This window comes from Massilia sp. WG5 (assembly GCF_001412595.2).
Classification (GTDB): domain Bacteria; phylum Pseudomonadota; class Gammaproteobacteria; order Burkholderiales; family Burkholderiaceae_D; genus Telluria.
The window spans coordinates 5,847,110-5,870,321 of the sequence record NZ_CP012640.2; the positions used below are offsets into that span (position 1 = coordinate 5,847,110).

Consider the following 23,212-nt stretch of genomic DNA (forward strand, 5'->3'; position numbering starts at 1 on the left):
GCCCTGTGACAGCAGCGGCGCGCGATGTTGTCAATCCGGCAGCGGCCGCTCCACCGGCCAGCGCATTGGATCAGATGCGCGCCAGCATGCGCGCGACAGGCGGCGCCGCGCGCAGGCGTTCGCGCCACCACTTCAGCGCCGCGCCTTCCTCGCCGGTGCGCCAGGCCATGAAGACGGTCTCGTCGGGCCGGGGTTCCTCGACCTCCTTGACCACCAGGCGCCCGGCCTCGATGGCGGGACGGGCCCAGGCCTCGGGCAGGAAGCCGAAGCCGAGGCCGGCCAGCTGGAAATCGTACTTGGTCTGCATGTCGGGGACGGTGAGGGTGTCCTGCCCGAACAGCAGGCCCACGGTGCGCGCCTGCAGCAGGCGCACCGAATCGGCCACCGACACCGCACGGTGCGCGCTGAGTTCGGCCTTGCCCAGGCGGTGCCGCACCGCCGCCAGCGGGTGCGTGGGCGCCACCGCGAACACGAAGGACAGCTTGCCGATCGGTTCCGCGGTATAGCCGCCGCCGGACGGGCCTTCGCCGGCGGCGCCGGCCAGGAAGTCGACGCGGCGGTCGAGCAGGCTCTCCCAGGTGCCGGACAGGGCTTCCTTCACGATCCGCAGGCGGGTCTGGTCCGCCACCTCGTAGAAGGCGGCGATGTCGTCGCGCAGGCCCAGCGGCGAGAGCGCCGAGTCGATCCCGATCGTGAATTCGGTCTCCCAGCCGGAAGCGACGCGGCGCACCCGGCTTTCGAGGTCGCCGGCCGCCTTCAGCAGGTAGCGGCCTTCCTTCAGCAGTTCTTCGCCGGCCGCGGTGAGCACCACCCGCGGGCCGAAGCGTTCGAACAGCTGCACGCCGAGGTCTTCCTCGAGCTTCGATACGGTATAGGAGATCGTCGAAGGCACCCGGAACAGCTCCTTGGCGGCGGCGGAAAAGCTGCCGCGGCGGGCGATGGTGTCGACGGTGAGGAGGGCGTCCAGGCTGATTCTTAACATATAAGTATTCTACAATAGGACCATGCTGACACCCGTCGCCCCCAATCTCTGGCATATGGAACGCGGCTTCAAGGCCGCCGGCCTGCCGGTCACGTCCCGCATGACGGTCGTCCGTTTCGACGACGGCCGCCTGTGGCTGCATTCGCCGGTGCGCTTCGACGACGCCGTGGCGGACCAGTTGCGCAGCCTCGGCACGGTGGCCTGGATCGTCGCCCCGAACCGCGCGCATCACCTGTTCGCCCGGCATGCCCGGCGCATGTTCCCGGACGCCGCGCTGGTCGGCGCGCCCGGCCTGGCGGCCAAGCGTCCGGACCTGGCCGGCCTGATGGAACTGGGCGACGTCGTACCGCGGGAATGGCAGCACGAGCTCGGCCAGGTCTGGATCCGCGGCATGCCCTTCGTGAACGAGGTCGTGTGGTTTCATAAAGCGTCGGCGACGCTGATCATGACCGACGTGCTGCAGTGCTGGGGCGGCGAACTCGATTGGCGAACCGCCCTGTATGCGCGCCTGACCGGCGTGCGCGGGCGCCTCGACCTGCCGCGCACGGTGCGCCTCGTGACGCGCGACCGCGTGCTGGCGGCAGGCAGCGCGCGCATGATCCTGCAATGGCCGTTCACGCGGGTGATCACGGCGCACAACAGCATCGTCGAGCGGGATGCGCACGCGCTGGTCGAGCGTGCGTTCGCCCACCTCGGGGCTTAGAGCACCTAAGGTTCGGTGGATGTCGGCCCGCCGCTTGATGCGTTCGACAACCCAACGCCAACGGTCGAGCCGTTCGCGTGACGCAAGGCTGCAGCGTGCTATCGTCTGCAAACATGGTCGCTATCCTAGCGCTCGGGTTGCGGCCGCGTACGTCCGCTATCGACGCATTTTGTAAGGATACGGATGGGTACTTGCTTCCTTTTTTCCCGCGGACGAGGTGTTTGCCGGTATCGCCAAGGCGCGCTTACGCATGGGATGCAGAGGTCAAAATTGCACTGCTGGCAGGCCTGATCGGCTGGGCCACGGTGGGGTACCTGTTTAAACTCCGAGGTCCTCGAGGCGGCATGTCAAAGCTGTCGAACGGGAAAAGGAGGACATTTGCGTCTTCGAGCTTGGCCGGGACGATGAAATAGGGCCCCTTGGCCGCGCGTTTCGCTGTCGGGCGATGAATTCGTCATCATTCTCAGCAGTGTCGATTCCGTTCAACCCATTCGACGTAGTTTTGGCTTAGTCCTGCGCAAGGCCAGTTTTTTGACTGGCCTTGTATCTCCGAACAATCTCAACGGAAAACTAGCGACGCAACCTTTTGGATAGGGGGGCCGCCGACCGACGGTGTTACAACCAACCGAATTGTGTCAGATACACCAGCCGCCCCACCCGGCACTGACAGACTAATTGTCTGTTCAGAACCGGCGCTCGGATAGGTTAGTACGTCGGTGTAGCCGTCAGAGCCCAGCACCGAAATGCGTGATGACGAGCCCGCTGGCAGGCATTGAACTTTAGAGCTGGCGATGTAAGCCTGCGCCGCGACTGGCGAAGGAGGTGTAATGACAAGCTCCCCTACAACAACATGAAAGTCATCGATCGAAAGTTTAATCGTTGTCACGTTAGGGGGAATTTTCTGGGTCGGTCCGGTAATAGGCGAAGGAAGTGCATCGATATAAGGAGTCGCTTCGCCCGTAAAATTTTCCGGGATTTTATCTATATAGGAGTCTTGAAGTTGATCAATTGTGTCACTCACTGGATCAGGAACACCTTTAACAGCTCCCCCTTGAGTATCAGGGCCAAAAAATGCTTTGAATTCGCAGTAGGCGATGGCGGCAGAAACAGAGGCTTCGCATGCTGCCAGGACTGCTACACCTGCTGGGGTGCCGGCAAATAGAGTTGAGGCAGCAACCGCAGCGGCAACACCAGTGCAAATGCGTGACCCTGCTGTGAAAAGAAGTATGGGATCCTGAGCGCAAATCTCATTGACCAAAATCCTCGCATTGCGTAGAGCGTCGGTAAGGGCCGCAATATTAACCGGAACCTCACGTGCTGCATTAGGTATATATGCGCGATAGATTCCTGGCGACACGGGAAGCGCCCTATATGAGCCGGAAAAGGATCCGCCGCGAAGTCCAACAAAGACATTGCCAGAAGCAGGGCCAAATTTCCCGCATTGAGATGTCTGGATATCGACAGGAAACTGGTTGTCGTGGCTAACGGTCGCCGTACTGGCCGTTGCGACAGCAGCAGTAGTAGGCGCGGGCGATAACGAGAATGGCTGAGCCATTGGTATTGCTGGGGCAGCCGTTCCTGAGCTCGACCTTTGCCGAGTTAGAGCGATTGGTTTTTTTTTCACCGTATTGGACACATTGATCACATTAAGTGCTGAAGCAGTTTTCGCAGGTGCAGTGACTTTTGTCTTGAGCGTATTACCCGTTGATGGATCGGTAAGCGACACCAGAAGGCCGCCATCGCCCGTTAATTCGAATGAGCCACGTATCCCGTTTGGCGCTATTGTATCGCGTCGAGTTGGACTTGTAATATATAGAGTGGTATCCCCTGACGATGTATGGTGAATGACGGTATCAAGCGAAACCAGTACACCGTTCTGGTCCCTGTCACCACCGTACTGTACCGATTCACCGGTAGCTTTTGTAACGATCAAACCGATGTGTTCGCCAGCTTCTTTTACGACTTGGACTTTTGCTTCGCTCTGTAATTGATCAAATTTAATGTCCCAAATCAGGGCGGACGGATTGAAGGGCGCCGATCGATCCTGACGTAATGTCAGGGTTTGGACGGATTTAGCGTTTCCGCCGGCTGGGATGGCTCCCAAACTCACCTCCCCGGAAATTATCGATGTCCCTGGCCCAGCGCTCTTCAATCTTGCAATAACATTGGAGTGCGTTATCTTATCGTTATTTGTAACAACAATTCGAAATGTATAATCGAAGACGGTCCGGGCCACACGGACTTCGGTTACTTTTTCTAGTGCGGAAACAGTCAGTTCGGGATTCGCATTAGTCGTGACAGTGGCAAGCAGCCTGGGACTCGTTGCCGAAGTTGATTTCTCATCATTACTGTTGCACGCCACGAGAAGAGCTGCTGGAGTAAGTATCAATACACTAAAAAGTATAGAGTATAAAATTTCATACCAATGTTTAAGTTTAATCGTCATGACAGCCCCTCTTGGCAAGACAAGTTGGTCACACTTCTTCACAGCTTCTTAAGGATCTGAAATATTGCATCTGGCTGGGTTCAAGATGTTCGTACGATCGAACCAATCAATTGCTTTTGTCACCTTCTTGCAAGTGTCTTTAATCCAGAAAACGTAATGGCAATGATGCTAAAGGGTAGGTCAAGGTGAGCTAGCCAATAAAACCTCTTGTGAATTGGAAGCCGTACGTTAAAGCTCCATTAAGTATCAAGTGAACGCAACCGATGCATTCTGAGTCAAATGTATAAAGTTGGTCAGCAGAAAATAGAAGAAGTAATCGGCAGCGCATTTATGCTAGTCGTGTGAAACACAGATGTCAAAAAACGAATAACATTATGGCGTATTTACAACATGTTTCAGGCTAACGATAACATGTGGATCATGGAAATACTTTCTATTTCATGAGATTGCATATTTAACCAAAATAAATAAATATTCTGGGCATGCTTTTGTTGTTTCGTAAATTCTTTCCGTTATTAAAAACGGTTTGTTTACGAGAAAGTCTATGCATGCAATGGGTTGATATATTGCTACGGTTTTTCGATGAGCTGGCCCGCCGTAACAGAATTTACTGAGTAGCAGACTTTAAACAGCGGAAGCGAAATAACGTGGGTGTCGGGTCGTTGTATTGTTAGCCGGGCGGTTTCAAAGACAGACGCCGAGATAACAATTCGAGCTTATGAATGTTGACTCTCGAGATAGTAAAGCAACTTATTGTTGGCCTGGCTAATACAGGGTTCGGTCGAGCCTAACGGGTTAGGTCGAGCGGAAAATGACCTGAAAGTATGCAATGTAAGCCGGTCGATGAGGATTCGTAAAACGCTCCAAGTGTGCAGTTGCTCGCTGACATAGGAGGGGCAACTGACTAAACGAAACCTAGTGTTTTCATGCAGTATGCATGACAAAAAATCTTCCAAGTGATTGTTTCATCAAGAACATTTAAGTCCCTGGCAGGCTTTATGGAAAAACCCATTTTATCTAGAGGATTTTTAGTCAAGAGCAGGCATGGAAGCGTTTGGGTGGTTCATTCGGTTGAATTATCGAAAGCGGTTCAGGAACGTTTCTTTTTCAAATCTAAACCGAATGAACCGCAATGGCATTGGGGCAACCGTCAACGCAAATCTACTTAAACCAAAATAGTATAAGTAAGCTTGCTGATGGCGATTTCGGGGTGGTGTTATGCCCTTTTCGGAAGCGTTTTGAGCTTAGTGCGACTGCGACGTGTCAGGCACGAAATCCCCGCTGCACCTAACGTGAACAGAGCGAGCGTCCCTGGCTCAGGTATATCGTTAGGAGATGACGCCGAGGTAAAGCCGGAGCTGATAGTTTCAAACGTTGTGCTGTCAATGATGTCGAAACGCTGTGATCCCGGGGTGCCGGTGCCAGTGTACAGGTAAGACACCGAAAATCCTCCTTGCGGACTAGTGAATACAATTCCTCCAGTCAGTGCTAGTACGTCAAGAAAGCCATCAGAAGGCAGTGCTGTGTCCGGCTGAACCAAAAGCGAGTCGAATCCTGCAGGCGACGAACTTAGGACCAGGTTTGCATATGAGTTGTAATCAAAGTAGATTGTGAATTCGCTAATTGGCAACTCATCGGGCGATGGTGTCACCGTATAGGTGGTTGTATAGTTGTTTCCTGTAGTAAGCTGGGTCTTGTATGTAATCACTGTTGCATAGCTTGGTAGTGTTACAAGGGCAATTAATGCAATTGTCAAATATTTCTTAAACATCACAGTTCTCCTTTTGTCGGGGCAAGAACGCCATACGCAAAAGCCATGCCATACTCAAAATATGCTAGTAACTAATTGTATATAAAGAGTAAATTTGTGATGAGAAACCTTACATTATGTTTGATGTAAAGAATGTCGACATGAACGCGACAATATTGAATGAAATAAATATAGGATTTTTTCAGCAATACGTGAAAGAATCGAGCGATTCGGTAACTTATGGCATGTAGAGTTACATCTCGTCAATCGATGTTATTTTGCGCTCAAACGCATTGTGCCCTTTCTCGTTGTGCGATAACTGCAAACGGTTCGAGCACAGGTAGATAGCTCAGCTTTGCAGCTATTGACGCGATTAAGGCACAAGCAGCGTTCGCACCTGTTACGTCTGCCAAGACGTCGTTGGATACAGAGCGCGCGTCCTCAACAGCTTCGTAACTTTTCATAATCTCAGCTTTTGCACCTATGTCTGCTCTTGGCCCGATAGCAGACGGTGGCAGTGTCTCGGCGTACCTGGCTGTGCTTCCAGGTCAACTGCAGGATGTTGTCAGCTGCTCTCAAGTCCTGTCGTCCAGCGCCGCGAACACCTCCACCGCCCAGTCGACGAAGACCCGTACCTTGGCGTTCAGGTGCCGGCTCGACGGATACATCGCATACAGCGGATGGCGCGGCTGGGCCCAGTCTTCCAGCACGCGTACCAGCTCGCCGCGCGCCAGGTGGCCCTGCACCGCAAAGCAGAAGGTCTGGCCGATGCCCAGTCCCGCCGCCAGTCCCGTGATGTGGGCCGTGCTCTCGTTGACGGCGGCCGCCACCGGCGCCTCGATCGCGATCGTCTCTTCTCCCTGGCGGAAGCGCAGCGGCACCGGCTGGCCGGTGCGGGTCAAGAAATAGCTGAACAGGCGATGCCCGGTCTCCAGCTCGCGCGGGTGGGTGGGTGTCCCGGACGCCTCCAGGTAGGCCGGCGCGGCGCAGGTCACGAAATCCATCTCGCACAGCTTGCGCGCGACCAGCGAGGTGTCGTCGAGGGCGCCGCCGCGGATCACGCAGTCGATGCCTTCGCCGACCAGGTCGGCCGGCAGGTCGCTCACGCCCAGGCGCAGCTCGATGTCCGGGTAGCGGCGCTGGAAGTCGGGGAGGGCAGGCAGCAGCACCAGGTTGGCCAGCGAGGAGCCGATGTCGACGCGCAGCCGGCCGCCCGGCCGCGCCCGCGATCCGCGCGCCTCGGCATCCATCGCTTCGAGGTCGGCGATCAGGCGCAGGGCGCGCTCGTGGTACTGCGCGCCTTCCGGCGTCACCGTGATGCGGCGCGTGGTCCGTTGCAGCAGCTTGACGTCCAGGTAGGTTTCCAGGTCCTGGATCAGCTTGCTGGCGGTGGAGCGCGGCAGGCCGAGCTGGTCGGCGGCCTTGCCGAAGGTGCCGGCGTCGGCGATGCGTACGAAGGTGCGGAGGGCAAGCAGGTGGTCCATGCGCCGATTGTACATCTGGGTGGATAGTGAATCCATATCTTTCGGATTTACGCATGGTTGTGTTCAATCTAGACTGGTCTCCATCGACTCGCCGATCAACCACCGAAGGAGAACACCGTGAACAAACTCGACAACAAAATCGCCCTCGTCACCGGCGGCACCAGCGGCATCGGCCTGGCCACCGCCAAGCTGTTCGCGCAAGAGGGCGCCCGCGTCTTCGTCACCGGCCGCCGCCAGGCCGAGCTCGATGCCGCGGTCGAGGCCATCGGCCCGAACGCCACCGGCATCCGCGCCGATTCGGCCAGCAGGGAAGACCTGCAGCGCCTGGTGGACACCATCCGCGACCAGGCCGGTCGCATCGACGTGCTGTACGCGAACGCCGGCGGCGGTTCGATGGCGCCGCTGGGCGGCATCACCGAGGAACACTTCGACGACGCCTTCGACCGCAACGTGAAAGGCCTGCTGTTCACCGTGCAGACCGCGCTGCCGCTGTTATCCAACGGCGCCTCGGTGGTGCTGACCGGTTCGACCGTCGGCATCCAGGGCACGCCGGCCTTCAGCGTCTACAGCGCCAGCAAGGCCGCGGTGCGCAACCTGGCGCGCAGCTGGATCCTGGACGTGAAGGGGCGCGGCATCCGCATCAACGTCGTCAGCCCGGGGCCGATCCGCACCCCCGGCCTGGTCGAGCTGGCCGGCGACGACCCGGCCGCCCAGCAAGGCCTGCTCGATGCGCTGGCCTCGCAGGTGCCGCTGGGCCGCGTCGGCGAGCCGGAGGAAATCGCGAAAGCCGTGCTGTTCCTGGCTTCCAGCGATGCCAGCTTCGTCAACGGCGCCGAACTGTTCGTCGACGGCGGCATGGCCCAGGTGTAAGAGCTCGTTCTTGGCTGTGCATCGGATGGGAAGCACGGTATCCTTGCTGGAATTTCATCCACAAGGAATCGCATGCTCCCGTCCGTCCGGTCCCTGCGCGCAGCCAGCCTGGCTGCCGCGATCCTCGCCGCCAGCCTCCCCGCCACCCTGGTCCATGCCGCGCCCGCATCCGCATCCGCATCCGCGGGCGAGCAGGCGCTCGAGCGCAAGGTCGACAGGATCGCCGCCAGGTTCTACGACGCCCGCGCGCGCTTCGATCCGATGCTGTACGCGACCGCCAACGGCGACAGCCGCTACGACGACCAGCTCGGCATGGCGATCGACCCGAAGGTCCGCAAGCGCTACCTGGCAGAGAACCATGGATTCCTGAAGCAGCTGCAGGCGATCGATCGCACCCGCCTGGCGGACAAGGCCCGGCTGAACTACGACATCCTGGCCGCCGAGATCGGCGCCCAGCTCGATCTCGAGCGCTTCCCGGAACACCTGCTGCCGCTGAATCACTTCGACAATATGCCGAGCAACCTGGCCAACTACGCCGGCGGCACCGGCTCGCAGCCGCTCGGGACGCCGGCCCAGTACCGCGCCTACCTGCGCCGCCTGCAGCAGCTGCCGGCCTGGATCGACCAGGCCATCGTCGACATGAAGGAGGGCATCCGGACCGGCGTGGTGCAGCCGAAGGCGATCACGGCCAGGATGCTGCCGCAGTTCCGCCAGCTGCGCAGCAGCGACCCGCAGGCCAGCGTGTTCTACTCGCCGGCCACGCGCATGCCGGCCGGTTTTTCCGACCAGGACAAGCGCACGCTGAGCGCCGGCTACCGGCAGGCCGCGGTGAAGATCGGCCAGGCCCTCGACCGCCTGTGCGCCTTCCTCGAGAAGGACTACATGGCGGCCGGGCGCACCAGCGCCGGCTATGGCGCGCTGCCGGACGGCGCGGCCTGGTACCAGGCCCGCATCAAGAACAACACCAACCTCGACCTGCCGCCGGGCCAGATCCACGAACTGGGGCTGAAGGAAGTCGCGCGCATCCAGGGCGAGATGGCAAAGCTGGCGCCCCGGCTCGGCTATGAAGGCCCGCTGAAGGACTTCCCGCAATGGGTGGCCGCGCAGCCGAAATTCAAGCCCTTCACCAGCGAGCAGCAGGTGCTGGAGCGCTACCGCCAGATCTACGCGCAGGTGGACAGCAAGCTGCCGCAGTACTTCACCCTGCTGCCGAAGGCGAAACTCGACATCCAGCTGGAGCCCGAGCTGACCCGCGCCACCGCCTCCGACCACTACACGCCGGTGGCTGCCGACGGCTCGCATCCGGGCGTGTTCTGGGCCGTGGTCAACGATCCGAAGGAGTACGACACGGTCGGCATGGCGACGCTGCTGCTGCACGAAGGCGTGCCGGGCCACCACCTGCACGCGGCCCTGCTGAAGGAACTGCCGCTGCCGGACTTCCGCAAGTTCTTCACCGAGCACCCGAGCGCCGCCGCCTATACCGAAGGCTGGGCGCTGTACTGCGAGACCCTCGGCCGCGAATTCGGCTTCTACGACGATCCGGCCTACTACTACGGCCACCTGAACGACGAACTGCTGCGCGCCGTGCGCCTGGTGGTCGACACCGGCATGCACGCGCAGGGCTGGTCGCGCGAGAAGGCGGTCGCCTACGCGATGGAGAACCTCGGCTACAGCGAGGACCGCGCCGCCAACCAGATCGAACGCTATATGGTGTGGCCGGGCCAGGCCCTGGCCTACAAGATCGGCGCGCTGAAGATCCTGGAGCTGCGCGAGCGCGCGCGCCAGGCGCTGGGGCCGAAGTTCAGCTACGCGAAGTTCCACGAGGTGGTGCTGGGCGACGGTACGCTGCCGCTGCCCATCCTCGAGGCGCAGGTGAACCGCTGGATCGCGAGCGCGAAGTAGGTTTTCAGGGCTGCCGCCGCGCGAGTTCCTGCTCCAGCGCGTCGAGGAAGACCTTGACCCGGGTCGGCACGTAGCGCCGGGTCGGCATCACCGCCCAGACCGACAGGTCTTCCATCGCGGCGTCTTCCAGCGGGACGCCGACCAGTTCGCCGTCGCTGAGCTGCTGGTGCACGTCCCAGTAGGTCAGCAGCGCCAGGCCCAGCCCCTGCAGGGCGGCGGTGCGGGCGGCGTCGACGTTGCTGGTCGTGACGCGCGCATTCACCCGCTTGCGCTGCAGTTCGCCGTTCGCGACGACGGGCCAGCGCGGCACCGCGTGCAGGACGATGCACTGGTGCCGGTCCAGGTCGGCCAGTCGGGCCGGCACGCCGTGGCGCTGCAGGTAGCGCGGCGAGGCGCAGATGACGCGCGGGTTGCCGACGATGCGCCTGGCCACGAGTTCGGAATCTTCCAGGGTCGCCACGCGCAGCGCCAGGTCCAGGCCCTGGCCGACGATGTCGACGACGCGGTCGGACAGGTCGAGGTCGATGCGCAGCTCGGGATGCCGGTCCAGCAGCCCCGCCAGCATGGGCAGGACGATGGTCTGGCCGAACACGCTCGGGGCCGTCAGCCTGAGCACGCCCGAGGCAGTCGCCGAGCTCGGGCTCAGGGCGCTGCGGGCGCTGTCTTCGGCTTCCGAGATCGTGTTCGCATAGGGCAGGAAGGCCTCGCCCTCGGCGGTCAGCGAGATCGAGCGGGTGGTCCGGTGCAGCAGCCGGACGCCGAGCTCGTCTTCGAGCACGGCCAGGCGGCGCGAGACCTGCATGGTGCCGATGTCGAGTTGCCGGCCTGCAGCAGAGAGGCTGCCGGCACTCACGACGGCGAGGAAAATCCTGATATCCGATACTTGCATCTTAACCCTTTTCGATAAGGCGTCTTCACCTGTCCCGGTCTTTCACGAGCCCGCTCCCGCCCCTATCATGGGTTTGTAGTGCTGCAGCCGCAGCACGCCTTCTACGAAAGCGAGCAGGACATGACTGATCATCCGACCCAGATTCTATCGAAACACGTTATGAAAGGTGTGAGCTTCCGGAACCGGCTGGCGGTAGCGCCGATGACCAGGGTGACGGCGACCGCCACCGGTGTCCCGACCGCGGCGATGCGCGACTACTACGCCAGGTTCGCCAGGGGCGGTTTCGGCCTGGTGATCACCGAAGGCCTGTACCCCGATAAAGCCTTCTCGCAGGGCTACCGGAACCAGCCCGGCATCGCCGACGAGGAGCAGGCCCTTGCCTGGAAAGACATCACGCGCGAGGTCCAGCAGCACGGCGCGCTGATGTTCGCGCAACTGATGCACGCGGGGGCCCTCAGCCAGGGCAATCCCTACCGCGGCCACACCATCGGCCCCTCGGCGGTGCAGCCTGCCGGCGAACAGATGGGTTTCTACCATGGCGCAGGACGCTACCCCGTGCCGGCCGAGATCACCGAACAGGAAATCACCGGCGTCATCGAGGGCTTCGTCCAGTCCGCGATCCGCGCCGTGCGTGCTTCCGGCTTCGACGGCATCGAGATCCATGGCGCGAACGGCTACCTGCTGGACCAGTTCCTGACCGCGCACACCAACCTGCGCACCGACCGCTGGGGCGGCGGCGTCGAGGGCCGGGTGCGCCTGCTGGAAGAGATCCTGAAAGCGGTCAAGACCGCGGTCGGCGACGAAGTCCCGGTCGGCATCCGCATCTCGCAGGGCAAGGTCAACGACTTCACGGCCAAATGGCCGGGCCGCGAGGGCGATGCGGAGGTGATCTTCGGCACCCTGGCCCGCGCCGGCGCCGATTTCATCCACGTGACCGAATACGAGGCCTGGCAGTCCGCCTTCGAAGGCGGCAGCGACAGCCTGCTCGCGCTGGCGCGCCGCTACGCGCCCGGCGTGACGATCATCGCCAACGGCTCCCTGGACAGCATTGAGCGCGCGGAACAGGCGCTGGCGCTGGGCGCGGACATCGTGGCGCTGGGCCGGGGCGCGCTGGCGAATCCGGACATGCCGCGAATCTTCGAGAAACGGCATGCGCCGCGCAGCTTCGACGGCGCCATCCTGGGCCCGATCGCCGACATCAAGGATTCCGAACTGGCCTTCGACGCCGGCGCCCGGTGATATCGGCCTCCTGAGCGGCCCCCTGCCGGCCCATGCGGGGATCGTCGAAAAAATCGATGATAGGCGGGAAAATAACTCGTTTTTCTTTGCCCGGCAGGGTGTTCATAATGCATTCCATCGACAACCCACATCGAAGGAAAACACCATGAACACCAGCAAACTCTACCCCCTCGGCCGCGCGCTCGCCGGTTCCCTGTTCGTCGTCTCGGGCATCAACAAAATTTTCGGCTTTGCCTACGTGGCCGGCTGGATGGCGAGCCTGGGCCTGCCGCTGGCGAGCCTGCTGCTGGCGGCCGCGATCGCGCTCGAGATCGGCGGCGGGCTGGCGCTGGCGACCGGCTTCCAGGCGCGCTGGGCCAGCCTCGGACTGGCGCTGTTCCTGATACCGGTCACGCTGATCTTCCACGCCTTCTGGAGTGCCGGCGCGGCCGAATTCCAGAACCAGTTCAACCACTTTTTCAAGAACGTGGCTATCCTTGGCGCGATGCTGGCGATCTTCGATATCGAGCGCCAGCGCGCTTCGGCCCGCGCCGACGCCGGTCTCGTCCTGCGCACCCGAACCGCCTGATAAATCCGGCGCATCACGTACAATCGTTCGAGTAAAAAGAAGGGGACCATCATGGAAGTGACGACGCACCGCGGCCAGGGGCCGCTGCAGCAGGTGATCGAGATCGGGCCACACCGGCTCCTGACCGACGTGGCGCCCGAGTTCGGCGGCGAGGGCAGCGGCCCGGAACCGCACGACCTGCTGGCGGCGGCGCTGGCGGCCTGCACCACGCTGACGGTCAACCTGTACGCCAGGCGCAAGGGCTACGCGCTGGACGAAGTGCAGGTGAGCATCCGCCACGGCCAGGAAGGCGCGGCCTATGCCCTGCACCGTACGATCCGCTACGTCGGCGGCTTGAACGAGGAAGAAAAGCAGCGCCTGACGGATATCGCCAACAAGTGCCCGGTCCACAAGACCCTGTCCGGGCAGATCCAGATCACCACGGAGGCCAGCTAAATGGAACATCACGACAAGCACGATGAACTGAGCATGCTCGACACCATCATCGTGCCGCGCACCCACGACCTGGGCGGCGGCTTCGAGGTGCGGCGCGCGCTGCCGCACGTCGAGCGCCGCATGGTCGGCCCCTTCGTCTTCCTCGACCAGATGGGTCCGCACGTGTTCAATGCCGGCACCGGCATCGACGTCCGCCCGCACCCGCACATCGGCCTGTCGACCGTGACTTACCTGCTGGAAGGCGAGATCTCGCACCGCGACAGTCTCGGCACGGTGCAGGACATCCGTCCCGGCGCGGTGAACTGGATGACGGCCGGGAAGGGCATCGTCCACTCCGAACGCACCGGCCCGCAGGTGCGCGCCGAGGGCTCGACGCTGCACGGCCTGCAGTGCTGGGTGGCGCTGCCGAAGGACAAGGAAGAGAAGGACCCGAGCTTCTCGCACATCGCCGCGGGCGAGCTGCCCATTATCGACGGCGACGGCGCCAGCGCCCGCATCATCGCCGGCGAGTACTTCGGCAAGCGCGCCCCGGTGCCGGTCGAATCGCCGCTGTTCTACGTCGACCTGGCCCTGCAGCCGGGCGCGCGCGTCAAGCTGCCGGCCGAGTACCCCGAGCAGGCGATCTATGTGGTGGAAGGCACGCTGGACCTCGGCCGCGACGGCAGCTTCGGTCCCGGCCAGCTGCTGGTGCTGAAGCCCGGCGCGGCCGTGACGCTGGCGGCCGCGAACGGCCGGGGCGCGCGCGTGATGCTGCTGGGCGGCGAGCCGATGGATGGCCCGCGCTACCTGACCTGGAACTTCGTCTCCAGCTCGGCCGACCGGATCGAACAGGCCAAGGAAGACTGGCGCGCGATGCGCTTCCCGCAGGTGCCGGGCGAGACCGAATTCATTCCCTTGCCCGACACCCTCGGTCGCCCAGTCCGTTATCCTTGAACGCTCTGCGCCGCCGCGGGCGCGCCGCCGCCCGCGTGCTCGCGCAGGTAGGCGGCGCAGGCATCCGCATCGAGCGGTTTGCTGTAATAAAAGCCCTGGATCTGGTCGCAGCCGGCCGCGCGCAGGCCGTCGAGCTGTTCCTGCAGCTCGACGCCCTCGGCGATCACCTCCAGGCGCAGGCTGTGCGCCAGGGCGATGATCGCCTTCACCATCGACATCGAATCCTCGCTCTGGTGCATGTCCTGCACGAAGGAGCGGTCGATCTTGAGCTTGTCGACCGGTAGCTCCTTCAGGTAGCTGAGGCTGGAATAGCCGGTGCCGAAGTCGTCGATGCTGAGCGTGACGCCGAGCTCGCGCAGGCGCCCCATCAGGCCGGCGCTGCGTTCGGGGCACTGGACCGACGTGCTTTCGGTGAGTTCGAGCTCCAGGTCGCCGGGTTGCAGCGCGGCGTCGCGCACCACGGTGCCGACGCAGCCGACGATGTCGGTGCGGTGGAACTGGCGCGCCGACAGGTTGACCGCCACCGGCACGGTCGGCACGCCGGCTGCGCGCCAGGCGCGGCACTGGTCGACGGCGCTCTTCAGCACCCATTCGCCGATCTCGACGATCAGTCCGGCCTCTTCGGCCACCGGGATGAATTCGACCGGCGAGATCAGGCCGTGCTTCGGATGGCGCCAGCGCAGCAGCACCTCCAGCCCCGCCACCGATTCGTCCTTCAGCGCGATCTTCGGCTGGTACATCAGGAACAGCTCCTTGTGGTCGAGGGCGGCGCGCAGCTGGCTCTCGAGCGCCAGCTTGCGGTTGAAGGCCCGCTTCAGCTCCTCGGAGAAGTGCTGGATCTGGCCGCCGCCCAGCAGCTTGGCGCGGCGCGTGGCCAGGGTCGCATTGTTCAGCAGGACGTCGGCGCTGTCGCCGTCCTGCGGGAAGATCGCATAGCCGATGCTGCAGGTGAGCGGGATCGCGCCGCCGCCCGGGGCCTTGAATTCGCGGTGCACCGCCTGGGTCAGCTGGCGCAGGCGGTCGCGCGCCACGCTGTCGTCGCCCAGGCCGGGCAGCACCACCACGAATTCGTCGTTGCCGACCCGCGCCAGCAGGTCGCCCGGGCGCAGCAGGGCCTGCAGGCTCCAGGTGATCGAGACCAGGGCCTGGTCGCCGGCGTGGTGGCCGAGCGCTTCGTTCAGGCGCTTGAACTTGTCGAGGTTGATCGCCGCCACCAGGGTCTGCGTGCCCTGCGTGCGCCATACGTCCAATCCCTCGCCGATGGTGCGCGCCAGCGCCTGGCGGTTCGACAGCCCGGTCAGCTGGTCGTGGTTGAGCAGGAATTCGACCTGGCCGGCCGCGGCGCTGAGCTCCGGATTGGCGGTATCGAGCAGCACGTGCTGGCGCAGGGCCTGGACCGCGCCGGCCAGCTGGCGATGATAGATCAGCTGCTCCACCATCCGGGCCAGGTCGCGCAGGATATCCAGCTCGTCCTTGCTCAGCTCGCGCGGTCTGGTGTCGAGTACGCACAGGGTACCGAGCGGCATCCGGTCGACCGAGTACAGCGGCACGCCGGCGTAGAAGCGCACGTGGGCCTCGCCCTTCACCATCGGGTTGTCGCGGAAGCGCGGGTCGAGGGTGGCGTCGCCGACCACCAGCGGTTCGTGGTCGAGGATGGCGTGGCCGCAGAAGGAGACGTCGCGCGCCGTCTGGCTGCCTTCGAAGCCGCAGCGCGACTTGAACCACTGGACGTCCTTGTCGACCAGCGACACCAGCGCGGTGGGCGCCTTCAGCAGGCGCGCGGCCATCCGGGTGATGCGGTCGAAGGCTTCCTCGGGGGCGCTGCCGAGCAGGCGGGTGGCGTGCAGGGCGGTCAGGCGGCGTGCTTCGTCGACGGGAATGTCTGGAATCTGCATTGGTCCTCTCGTGGTCTGACTGGTCCGCGAGACTGCATTCTGCCATGGCGCACCGAACTGGAGCACGCGGCTGCGCGCCGCAGGAAATGCGCAGGAAATGGCTGTATCGTGCGCCCCGGCTTGCGTTACCATGCGTTAGGGTGCCCGGCGCGGAGGGCGGAGGCGGAGGAAGAGAACATGAAAGCGATCGTAACCGGACACACGAAAGGCCTGGGCGCGGCACTGGCGCGCAACCTGCTGGCGCGCGGCGTGCCGGTGCTGGGCCTGGCCCGCACCCGCTCCGACGAACTGGCGCAGACCTGGCCCGAGCTGTTCGAGGAGGTCGAGCTGGACCTGGCCGACGGCCAGGCGCTGATCGACTGGCTCGACGGCAGGGGGCTGGCGAATTACCTGGACGGCACCGGCGCTGTCCTGCTGCTCAACAATGCGGGCATGGTGAGCCCCGTCGGTCCGCTCGAAGAGCAGGACCCGCGCGCGGTGCTGCGCGCCGTGACCCTGAACGTGGCCGCGCCGATGGCGCTGGCGGCGGCCGTGGTGCGCGCCAGCGACGGCGGCCAGAAGCGCATCATGCACATCTCCAGCGGGGCCGGGCGCCATGCCTATCCGGGCTGGAGCGTCTACTGCGCCACCAAGGCGGCGCTCGACCAGCATGCGCGCGCGGTGGTGCTGGACGGCGGCCAGGACGTGCAGATCTGCAGCCTGGCCCCGGGCGTGATCGACACCGGCATGCAGACCGAGATCCGGGCCACGTCCGAGGAAAGCTTCCCGATGCGGCGGCGCTTCGTCGAACTGAAGGAAACCGGCAGCCTGCTCGACCCCGACGAATGCGCCGAGCAGCTGATCGACTACCTGCTCGGCAAATCCTTCGGCGACGAGGTCGTGGCCGACCTGCGCACGCTCGGAGCTTAAGGAGCCGGAGCCGGCGGAATCTGCAAGCCGCGGGCGACGGCCGGGCGCTGCAGGAAGGCCTGCAGTGCGCGCCCCACGTTCTTGAACTCGTCGAAGCCCACCATCTCGCCCGCGCCATAGAAGCCGACCAGGCCGTTCACCCATGGGAAGATGGCGATGTCGGCGATCGTGAATTCCTCGCCCACGATCCAGTCGCGGCCCTCGAGCTGCTTGTCCAGGACCGCCAGCAGGCGCTTCGATTCGGCGACGTAGCGGTCGCGCGGGCGCTTGTCCTCATAGTCCTTGCCGGCGAACTTGTGGAAGAAGCCGACTTGGCCGAACATCGGACCGATGCCGCCGACCTGGAAGAACAGCCACTGGAGGGCCTGGTAGCGGAGCACGGGGTCGGCGGGCAGCAGCTTGCCGGTCTTCTCGGCCAGGTAGAGCAGGATCGCGCCCGACTCCCACAGCGGCAGCGGTTGGCCGCCGGGACCGTCCGGGTCGAGGATGGCCGGGATCTTGTTGTTCGGGTTCAGCGACAGGAATGCGGGCGAGAGCTGGTCGTTCCTGTCGAAGGCGACCCGGTGCACTTCGTAGGGCAGGCCGATTTCTTCGAGCATGATCGCGGCCTTCACGCCGTTCGGCGTCGGCAGCGAATACAGCTGCAGGCGCTCCGGGTGCCGGGCGGGCCACTTGCGGGTCACCAGGAAACTGCTTAGGTCGGTCATCCTTGTCTCCTTCGGGGTGCTTGGTTGGTATTGATTGTACTCAAGATAGATCCGCGGCGCGGGTGGGACTATTCTTGAATGGATGAACTCCTGCGCTACTACGAGGAAGAGCTGGGCCTGTTCGGCCAGTTCGCGCGCGAATTTCGCGCCCGTTACCCGAAGCCGGCCAGCGAGCTGCACCTGGCGGGCGAAACCTACGAAGATCCGGGCGTGGCGCGCCTGATCCAGTCGGTGGCCCTGATGAGCGCCCGCATCCGCAAGCGCCTCGACGACGATTATCCGAAATTCACCGAATCCCTGCTGGAGAGCCTCTATCCGCATTATCTGCGGCCGATGCCCTCGCATACCATCGTCCAGGTGGGCGGCCGCGGCGATGCCGAACTGCCCGACGCGCCGCTGCTGCTGCCACGCGGGACCATGCTGCGCACCAGCGCCCGGCACGACAGCGTGTGCCTGTTCCGCACCGTCTACGATGTGCTGCTGGCGCCGCTGCGGGTGGCGCAGCTCGGCTTCGCGCCGCTGGCGAAGGCGCCGCGTTCGCTGCGGCTGCCGCGCGGCGCCGCCAGCAGCATCGGCATCGCGATCGACACGCCCGGCCCGCGTCCGCTGGCCGAGATCCTGCCGGCGCGCCTGCGCCTGTTCGTCGACGGCGAAGCCTCGACCCGCGCCGCCCTGATCGACGCGCTGTTCCTGCGCGGCGCCTGCGCCTGCGTGCAGGCGGCCGGCGAAGCGGCCTGGCTGCCGCTGCCGGCGGTGCCGCTGGCGCCGGCCGGGCTCACGGAGGAGGACGCGATGATTCCGTTTCCGGCGCGCTCGCATCCGGCGCTGCGCCTGCTGAGCGAATATTTCTGCTATCCCGAGAAGTTCCATTTCATCGACCTCGACACCACCGCGCTGCGCGCCCTGCTGCCGCCGCGCTGCACCGGCTTCACCCTGCACGTGGTGCTGAACGGCGTGCCGGCCGACTCCGACGCGGCGCGCCTGCTGGCCGGCATCGGCCCCGGCAACCTGCTGCCGGCCTGCACGCCGGTGATCAACCTGTTTCCGAAGGCCGGCGCGCCGCTGCAGCTGTCCTACACCAGCGCCGACTATCCGCTGCTGGCCGACGGCTCCCATGCGGCGGACTACGAGATCCACAGCGTCGATGCGGTGCGCCTGGTGCGCGAAGGCGCGGGCCCGGCCAGCGTGACCCGCTTCGCGCCGCTGTACGCTGCCGGCGCCGGCGCCGGCGCCGAGGCCAGGGATGGCGACGGCGGCGCCCATTACTGGATCACCCGGCGCGACCATGCGGTGGCCGCGGTCAGTCCGGGCCACGAGATGCGCATCGCGCTGATCGACGCCGACTTCCGCACCGTGAGCGCCGGCGCCCCGGGGGGGCGGACCACCTTGTCGACCATGCTGACTTGCACCAACCGCGACCTGCCGGCCCAGCTGCGCTACGGCGATCCGCAGGGCGACCTGCGCAGCGACGAGCTGGCGGCGGTGGCGCCGATCCGCATGCTGCGCAAACCCAGCCCGACCTACCGGTTCGGCACCGCCAAGGGTGCGCACTGGCGCCTGATTTCGCACCTGTCGCTGAACCACGCCAGCCTGACCATGGCCGGGCTGGACGAGTTCCGCAAGATGCTGTCCCTGTACGACCTGCCGCGTTCGCCGGCCGCGCAGCGCCAGATCGCCGGCATCCACGGCCTCGAGCACGGCGCGGTGCGGGCCTGGGTGCGCACCGCGCCGGTGTCGACCCTGATGCCGGGGGTCGGGATCCGCCTGACCGTCGACGAAGAAGCCTTTGCCGGCAGCAGCCTGTTCGTGTTCGCCCAGGTGCTCGACCATTATTTCGCCCTCAACGGGCAGCTCAACTGCTTCACCCGGCTGCAGGTCGTGTCGCGCCAGACCGGCCAGGAAATCCTTGCATGCGCACCCCGTCACAGCAGCCAGCCGCTGGGCTGATCACGCGCCTGCTGGCCGAGCCGCAGCGCTTCGAGTTCTTCCAGGCGGTGCGGCTGCTGGTGCTGTGGCTGGGCGAGCACGGGGTGCCGCCGCGCCGCGCGCTGGAGCGCCACCTGCGTTTCCGGAACAGCCTGGCGCTCGGCTTCCCGGCAGGGCAGGTCGAGGCCATCGTGCCGCAGCGCCTGGAGGACGAGCCGCCGCAGTTCTTCCTGACCCCGACCTTCATGGGCCTGCTGGGCGCGCACGGGGCGCTGCCGGGCCACTTCACCGAGCGCATCGCGGCCTGGGAAGCGGGCCAGCCGGACGCCGAACTGGCGGGCGCGCCGCGCGCCTTCCTCGACATGTTCACCACCCGCATGCTGGCGCTGTTCTACGGCGCCTGGCGCAAGTACCGGGTCGAGCATGCCGTGGCCGGCGCCGACGGCGGCGATGGCTTCCTGCCGCTGCTGCTGGCGCTGGGCGGCTTCGCGCCGGGCGAACACCACGAAACGGTGGATGAGGCCACGCTGGCGCGCTATGCCGGCGTGCTGCGCCGGCGGCCGGCCTCCGGCGTCGTGCTGGCGCGGGTGCTGTCGCATCATTTCGGGGTGCCGGTGGCGCTGCAGGAAGGGATCGGCTACTGGGATGCGCTGGCGCCGGACGAGCAGAGCGTGCTGGGTGGACTGCCGGGCGGGCAGGGCGCGGTGCTCGGCCAGGTAGCCGTGCTGGGCGCGCGCTGCTGGCGCCCGGACCTGCGCGTGCGCGTGCGCATCGGCCCGCTGCGCCGCGCCCGCTTCGAGTCCTTCCTGCCGCGGGCGGCCGGGGCGCGCGCGCTGCGCACCCTGCTCGGCCTGTTCGCCGCGCCGACCCTCAGCTACGAGGTGGTGCTGGTGCTGGCGCGCAGCGAACTGCGTCCCGTGCGCCTGGCCGGCGGTCCGCAGCGCCTGGGCCGCGACAGTTTCCTGATCACCGCGGAAGCGAGCGCCGACCGCGCCGACATGGTCTACGATATGCGACCCATGCCGCCGCTGGCGGCCAGCCCCGCAGCCTTCCCGCCGGACGGTTTCCTGCACGATTTCGCGGACGGCGCTTGACCTTCCCATCGTGGGAAGGATTATCCTGTCATCATGCTGACAGGAGAAATCATGGATTCCACGACCGAGTTGGCGCCCGCCGAGCTGCAGCTGGCGGTGCGCGGCATGACCTGCGCGTCCTGCGTGGCGCGCGTCGAAAAGGCTTTGAAGAAGGTGCCGGGCGTCCGCGAGGCCAGCGTCAACCTGGCCACGGAGCAGGCGACCGTGCATGGCGACCGGCTGGACCCGCAGGCGATCGTCGCCGCGGTCGCGCAGGCCGGCTACGAAGCCGAGCCGGTGCGGCGCGGCCAGCCGCGCGCGGAAGCACCCCCGTCCGCCTTGCCCGCCTGGTGGCCGGTGGCCGCCGCCGCCATCCTCAGCCTGCCCTTGATCCTGCCGATGATCTTCCACGGCTGGATGCTGCCGGGCTGGCTGCAGCTGCTGCTGGCGACCCCGGTCCAGTTCTGGCTCGGCGCGCGCTTCTACCGCGCCGGCTGGAAGGCGCTGCGGGCCGGCGCCGGGAACATGGACCTGCTGGTGGCGATCGGCACCTCGGCGGCGTATGCCTTGTCGGTCTATGAGCTGGTCGCCGACCCGGCCGGCCGCGGCATGCCGCAGCTGTATTTCGAATCGTCCGCGGTGGTGATCACCCTGGTCCTGCTCGGGAAGTGGCTCGAAGGCCGCGCCAAGCACCAGACCGTGGAGGCGATCCGCGCCCTGGAATCGCTGCGCCCGAGCACCGCCCTGGTGCGGCGCGGCGGGCAGGATGTCGAGGTCGCACTGGACGCATTGCGCGTGGGCGACCTGATGGTGGTGCGGCCCGGCGAGCGCGTCCCGGCCGACGGCCGCGTGGCCGAGGGCGGCAGCCACCTCGACGAATCCCTGCTCACCGGCGAAAGCCTGCCGGTGGCGCGCCGCCCCGGCGACCGGGTGCTGGGCGGCGCCGTCAACGGCGAAGGCCTGCTGCTGGTCGAGGCGGTGAAGGTCGGCGCCGACACCATGCTGGCGCAGATCATCCGCATGGTCGAGGATGCGCAGGCGGTCAAGGCGCCGATCCAGCGCCTGGTCGACCGCGTCAGCAGTGTGTTCGTGCCGGCGGTGCTGCTGATCTCGCTGGTGACGCTGCTGGCCTGGGGCCTGGCGACGGGCGACTGGCAGCAGGCGCTGCTGAATGCGGTGGCGGTGCAGGTGATTGCCTGCCCCTGTGCGCTGGGCCTGGCGACGCCGACCGGGATCATGGTCGGCACCGGCGTGGCGGCGCGCCACGGCATCCTGATCAAGGACGCGCAGGCACTGGAGACCGCGCACGCGGTGCGCACCGTGGTGTTCGACAAGACCGGCACGCTCACCGAAGGCAAGCCGCGCGTGGTCGCGGTCGAGGGCAGCGCCGAGGTCCTGCCGCTGGCCTGGGCCGTCCAGCAGTACAGCGAGCATCCGCTGGCGAAGGCCGTGGCGCAGGCGGCGCGCGAACGCGGCCTGGCGCCGGCGGCCGCCTTCGACGCCGCCGCCCTGCCGGGCCGCGGGGTGCGGGCGCGGGTCGGATCTGCGAACGTCTACCTGGGCAACCGCCGCCTGATGCAGGAGCTCGGCGCACCGGCGCAGGCCTGGGACGAGGCCGCGCGCCGCCACGAGGGCGACGGCCGCACCGTATCCTGGCTGGCCGTGGAGGAGGGCGGCGCGCTGCGCGTCGCAGGCCTGCTGGCCTTCGGCGACCGCCTCAAGCCGACCAGCGCGGCGGCCGTCGCGCGCCTGAAAGCAATGGGCGTCGACGCCGTCATGCTCACCGGCGACAACCAGGGCGCGGCGGCGCTGGCGGCGCGCGAGCTCGGACTGGACCGCTACGTGGCCGAGGTGCTGCCGGCGGATAAGGCCCAGGCCGTGCGCGAGCTGATGGCGAAGGGCGACGGCAAGGTGGCGATGGTCGGCGACGGCATCAACGATGCCCCGGCCCTGGCCGCGGCCGACGTCGGCATCGCCCTGGCCGGCGGCACCGACGTCGCCATGCACACGGCTGCCATCACCCTGATGCGCGGCGACCCGCTGCTGGTGGCGGATGCCATCGCGATCTCGCACCGTACCTACCGCAAGATTCGCCAGAACCTGGGCTGGGCCTTCGTCTACAACGTGGTCGGGATCCCGGTCGCGGCGCTGGGCCTGCTCAATCCCGTACTGGCCGGGGCGGCGATGGCGCTGAGTTCCGTCAGCGTCGTCACGAATGCGCTGCTGCTGCGGCGCTGGGCGCCAGCCCCTCAGCCTGCGCCAGTTTCAACTTCAACCCAAGGAGAACCGAAGATGTATGAATTGACCGTCGAAGACATGACCTGCAAACACTGCGTGGGGCGCGTGACCAAGACCGTGCAGGAGATCGACCCGGAGGCGAAGGTCGAGATCGACCTGCCGACCAAGAAAGTCAGGATCGACAGCCAGGCCCAGCTGGACCGGATCGTGCAGGCGATCGATGCGGCCGGGTATCCGGTGAGCGCCAGGTCCTAGGTCGCGAA

The 23,212-nt window shown here is 65.1% G+C and carries 18 protein-coding genes; 11 read left to right on the forward strand and 7 right to left on the reverse strand.

Annotated features, from left to right (window positions below; genetic code table 11):
* Window positions 1–70: 70 nt before the first annotated feature.
* Window positions 71–982: a LysR substrate-binding domain-containing protein gene (locus tag AM586_RS26135; RefSeq protein WP_047822550.1), complete on the reverse strand. Its 912-nt coding sequence runs from the start codon at window positions 980–982 to the stop codon at window positions 71–73.
* Between the two features lie 22 nt (window positions 983–1,004).
* On the opposite strand from AM586_RS26135, the gene AM586_RS26140 reads away from it, so the two are divergent.
* Window positions 1,005–1,685, forward strand: a complete 681-nt coding sequence (locus AM586_RS26140) for a DUF4336 domain-containing protein (RefSeq protein WP_052233310.1) — start codon at window positions 1,005–1,007, stop codon at window positions 1,683–1,685.
* A 559-nt stretch (window positions 1,686–2,244) separates the two neighbouring features.
* Here AM586_RS26140 and AM586_RS28465 read toward each other — a convergent pair.
* From AM586_RS28465 to AM586_RS26150, 3 genes are all read right to left on the reverse strand, one after another.
* A complete protein-coding gene (locus AM586_RS28465; protein WP_162600609.1) occupies window positions 2,245–4,131 on the reverse strand; it encodes a hypothetical protein in 1,887 nt (628 codons plus the stop codon).
* 1,216 nt (window positions 4,132–5,347) lie between these two features.
* The gene (locus AM586_RS26145) at window positions 5,348–5,902 is read right to left on the reverse strand and encodes a PEP-CTERM sorting domain-containing protein (protein WP_082439549.1); all 555 of its coding nucleotides are present in this window, start codon (window positions 5,900–5,902) and stop codon (window positions 5,348–5,350) included.
* Window positions 5,903–6,456: 554 nt separating this feature from the next.
* The gene (locus AM586_RS26150) at window positions 6,457–7,365 is read right to left on the reverse strand and encodes a LysR family transcriptional regulator (RefSeq protein WP_047822556.1); all 909 of its coding nucleotides are present in this window, start codon (window positions 7,363–7,365) and stop codon (window positions 6,457–6,459) included.
* 117 nt (window positions 7,366–7,482) lie between these two features.
* Between AM586_RS26150 and AM586_RS26155 the strand changes: the two genes are divergently transcribed.
* Window positions 7,483–8,235: an SDR family oxidoreductase gene (locus AM586_RS26155; RefSeq protein WP_047822558.1), complete on the forward strand. Its 753-nt coding sequence runs from the start codon at window positions 7,483–7,485 to the stop codon at window positions 8,233–8,235.
* A gap of 72 nt (window positions 8,236–8,307) precedes the next feature.
* Complete coding sequence (locus AM586_RS26160; protein WP_047822560.1) at window positions 8,308–10,137, forward strand: DUF885 family protein; 1,830 nt, start codon at window positions 8,308–8,310, stop codon at window positions 10,135–10,137.
* Window positions 10,138–10,141: 4 nt separating this feature from the next.
* Here AM586_RS26160 and AM586_RS26165 read toward each other — a convergent pair whose 3' ends face one another.
* A complete protein-coding gene (locus AM586_RS26165) occupies window positions 10,142–11,026 on the reverse strand; it encodes a LysR family transcriptional regulator (protein WP_047822567.1) in 885 nt (294 codons plus the stop codon).
* Window positions 11,027–11,185: 159 nt separating this feature from the next.
* On the opposite strand from AM586_RS26165, the gene AM586_RS26170 reads away from it, so the two are divergent.
* The 4 genes from AM586_RS26170 (at window position 11,186) to AM586_RS26185 (ending at window position 14,201) form a co-directional block, all read left to right on the forward strand.
* Window positions 11,186–12,265: an NADH:flavin oxidoreductase gene (locus tag AM586_RS26170; protein ID WP_229411049.1), complete on the forward strand. Its 1,080-nt coding sequence runs from the start codon at window positions 11,186–11,188 to the stop codon at window positions 12,263–12,265.
* A 145-nt stretch (window positions 12,266–12,410) separates the two neighbouring features.
* Window positions 12,411–12,833, forward strand: coding sequence for a DoxX family protein (locus AM586_RS26175; protein WP_047822569.1), 423 nt, complete (start codon window positions 12,411–12,413; stop codon window positions 12,831–12,833).
* 51 nt (window positions 12,834–12,884) lie between these two features.
* Window positions 12,885–13,268: an OsmC family protein gene (locus tag AM586_RS26180; protein WP_047822571.1), complete on the forward strand. Its 384-nt coding sequence runs from the start codon at window positions 12,885–12,887 to the stop codon at window positions 13,266–13,268.
* Window positions 13,269–14,201: a pirin family protein gene (locus AM586_RS26185; protein WP_047822573.1), complete on the forward strand. Its 933-nt coding sequence runs from the start codon at window positions 13,269–13,271 to the stop codon at window positions 14,199–14,201.
* Here AM586_RS26185 and AM586_RS26190 read toward each other — a convergent pair.
* Window positions 14,192–16,096 carry a bifunctional diguanylate cyclase/phosphodiesterase gene (locus tag AM586_RS26190; protein ID WP_052233311.1) on the reverse strand — a complete coding sequence of 635 codons (1,905 nt, stop codon included), beginning with the start codon at window positions 16,094–16,096 and terminating at the stop codon, window positions 14,192–14,194. The two genes, AM586_RS26185 and AM586_RS26190, sit on opposite strands and share 10 nt — an antisense overlap.
* Before the next feature lie 177 nt (window positions 16,097–16,273).
* Here AM586_RS26190 and AM586_RS26195 point away from each other — a divergent pair, with 177 nt between their 5' ends.
* On the forward strand, window positions 16,274–17,005 hold the full coding sequence (locus tag AM586_RS26195) for an SDR family oxidoreductase (protein ID WP_047822575.1): 732 nt from the start codon (window positions 16,274–16,276) through the stop codon (window positions 17,003–17,005).
* On the opposite strand, the gene AM586_RS26200 is transcribed toward AM586_RS26195, so the two are convergent.
* Window positions 17,002–17,712, reverse strand: a complete 711-nt coding sequence (locus tag AM586_RS26200) for a glutathione S-transferase N-terminal domain-containing protein (protein ID WP_047822577.1) — start codon at window positions 17,710–17,712, stop codon at window positions 17,002–17,004. The genes AM586_RS26195 and AM586_RS26200 overlap by 4 nt on opposite strands.
* Before the next feature lie 78 nt (window positions 17,713–17,790).
* Between AM586_RS26200 and tssF the strand changes: the two genes are divergently transcribed.
* From tssF to AM586_RS26215, 3 genes are read left to right on the forward strand one after another with little or no spacing between them, the layout of a single operon-like run.
* Window positions 17,791–19,659: a type VI secretion system baseplate subunit TssF gene (gene tssF / locus AM586_RS26205; RefSeq protein ID WP_047822586.1), complete on the forward strand. Its 1,869-nt coding sequence runs from the start codon at window positions 17,791–17,793 to the stop codon at window positions 19,657–19,659.
* Complete coding sequence (tssG, locus tag AM586_RS26210) at window positions 19,623–20,732, forward strand: type VI secretion system baseplate subunit TssG (RefSeq protein WP_052233312.1); 1,110 nt, start codon at window positions 19,623–19,625, stop codon at window positions 20,730–20,732. The genes tssF and tssG overlap by 37 nt, the downstream gene beginning before the upstream one ends.
* Before the next feature lie 51 nt (window positions 20,733–20,783).
* Complete coding sequence (locus tag AM586_RS26215; protein WP_047822588.1) at window positions 20,784–23,204, forward strand: heavy metal translocating P-type ATPase; 2,421 nt, start codon at window positions 20,784–20,786, stop codon at window positions 23,202–23,204.
* The last annotated feature ends 8 nt before the right edge of the window (window positions 23,205–23,212 follow it).

Bases quoted from the DNA above. Each gene is read 5' to 3' on its own strand.
- AM586_RS26150 (WP_047822556.1), bottom strand. From the start codon at position 7,365: ATGGACCACCTGCTTGCCCTCCGCACCTTCGTACGCATCGCCGACGCC.
- AM586_RS26195 (WP_047822575.1), top strand. From the start codon at position 16,274: ATGAAAGCGATCGTAACCGGACACACGAAAGGCCTGGGCGCGGCACTG.
- AM586_RS26175 (WP_047822569.1), top strand. From the start codon at position 12,411: ATGAACACCAGCAAACTCTACCCCCTCGGCCGCGCGCTCGCCGGTTCC.
- tssG (WP_052233312.1), top strand. From the start codon at position 19,623: ATGCGCACCCCGTCACAGCAGCCAGCCGCTGGGCTGATCACGCGCCTG.
- AM586_RS26190 (WP_052233311.1), bottom strand. From the start codon at position 16,096: ATGCAGATTCCAGACATTCCCGTCGACGAAGCACGCCGCCTGACCGCC.
- AM586_RS26170 (WP_229411049.1), top strand. From the start codon at position 11,186: ATGAAAGGTGTGAGCTTCCGGAACCGGCTGGCGGTAGCGCCGATGACC.
- AM586_RS26165 (WP_047822567.1), bottom strand. From the start codon at position 11,026: ATGCAAGTATCGGATATCAGGATTTTCCTCGCCGTCGTGAGTGCCGGC.
- AM586_RS28465 (WP_162600609.1), bottom strand. From the start codon at position 4,131: ATGACGATTAAACTTAAACATTGGTATGAAATTTTATACTCTATACTT.
- AM586_RS26135 (WP_047822550.1), bottom strand. From the start codon at position 982: ATGTTAAGAATCAGCCTGGACGCCCTCCTCACCGTCGACACCATCGCC.
- AM586_RS26215 (WP_047822588.1), top strand. From the start codon at position 20,784: ATGGATTCCACGACCGAGTTGGCGCCCGCCGAGCTGCAGCTGGCGGTG.
- AM586_RS26145 (WP_082439549.1), bottom strand. From the start codon at position 5,902: ATGTTTAAGAAATATTTGACAATTGCATTAATTGCCCTTGTAACACTA.
- AM586_RS26185 (WP_047822573.1), top strand. From the start codon at position 13,269: ATGGAACATCACGACAAGCACGATGAACTGAGCATGCTCGACACCATC.
- AM586_RS26200 (WP_047822577.1), bottom strand. From the start codon at position 17,712: ATGACCGACCTAAGCAGTTTCCTGGTGACCCGCAAGTGGCCCGCCCGG.
- AM586_RS26140 (WP_052233310.1), top strand. From the start codon at position 1,005: ATGCTGACACCCGTCGCCCCCAATCTCTGGCATATGGAACGCGGCTTC.
- AM586_RS26160 (WP_047822560.1), top strand. From the start codon at position 8,308: ATGCTCCCGTCCGTCCGGTCCCTGCGCGCAGCCAGCCTGGCTGCCGCG.
- tssF (WP_047822586.1), top strand. From the start codon at position 17,791: ATGGATGAACTCCTGCGCTACTACGAGGAAGAGCTGGGCCTGTTCGGC.
- AM586_RS26180 (WP_047822571.1), top strand. From the start codon at position 12,885: ATGGAAGTGACGACGCACCGCGGCCAGGGGCCGCTGCAGCAGGTGATC.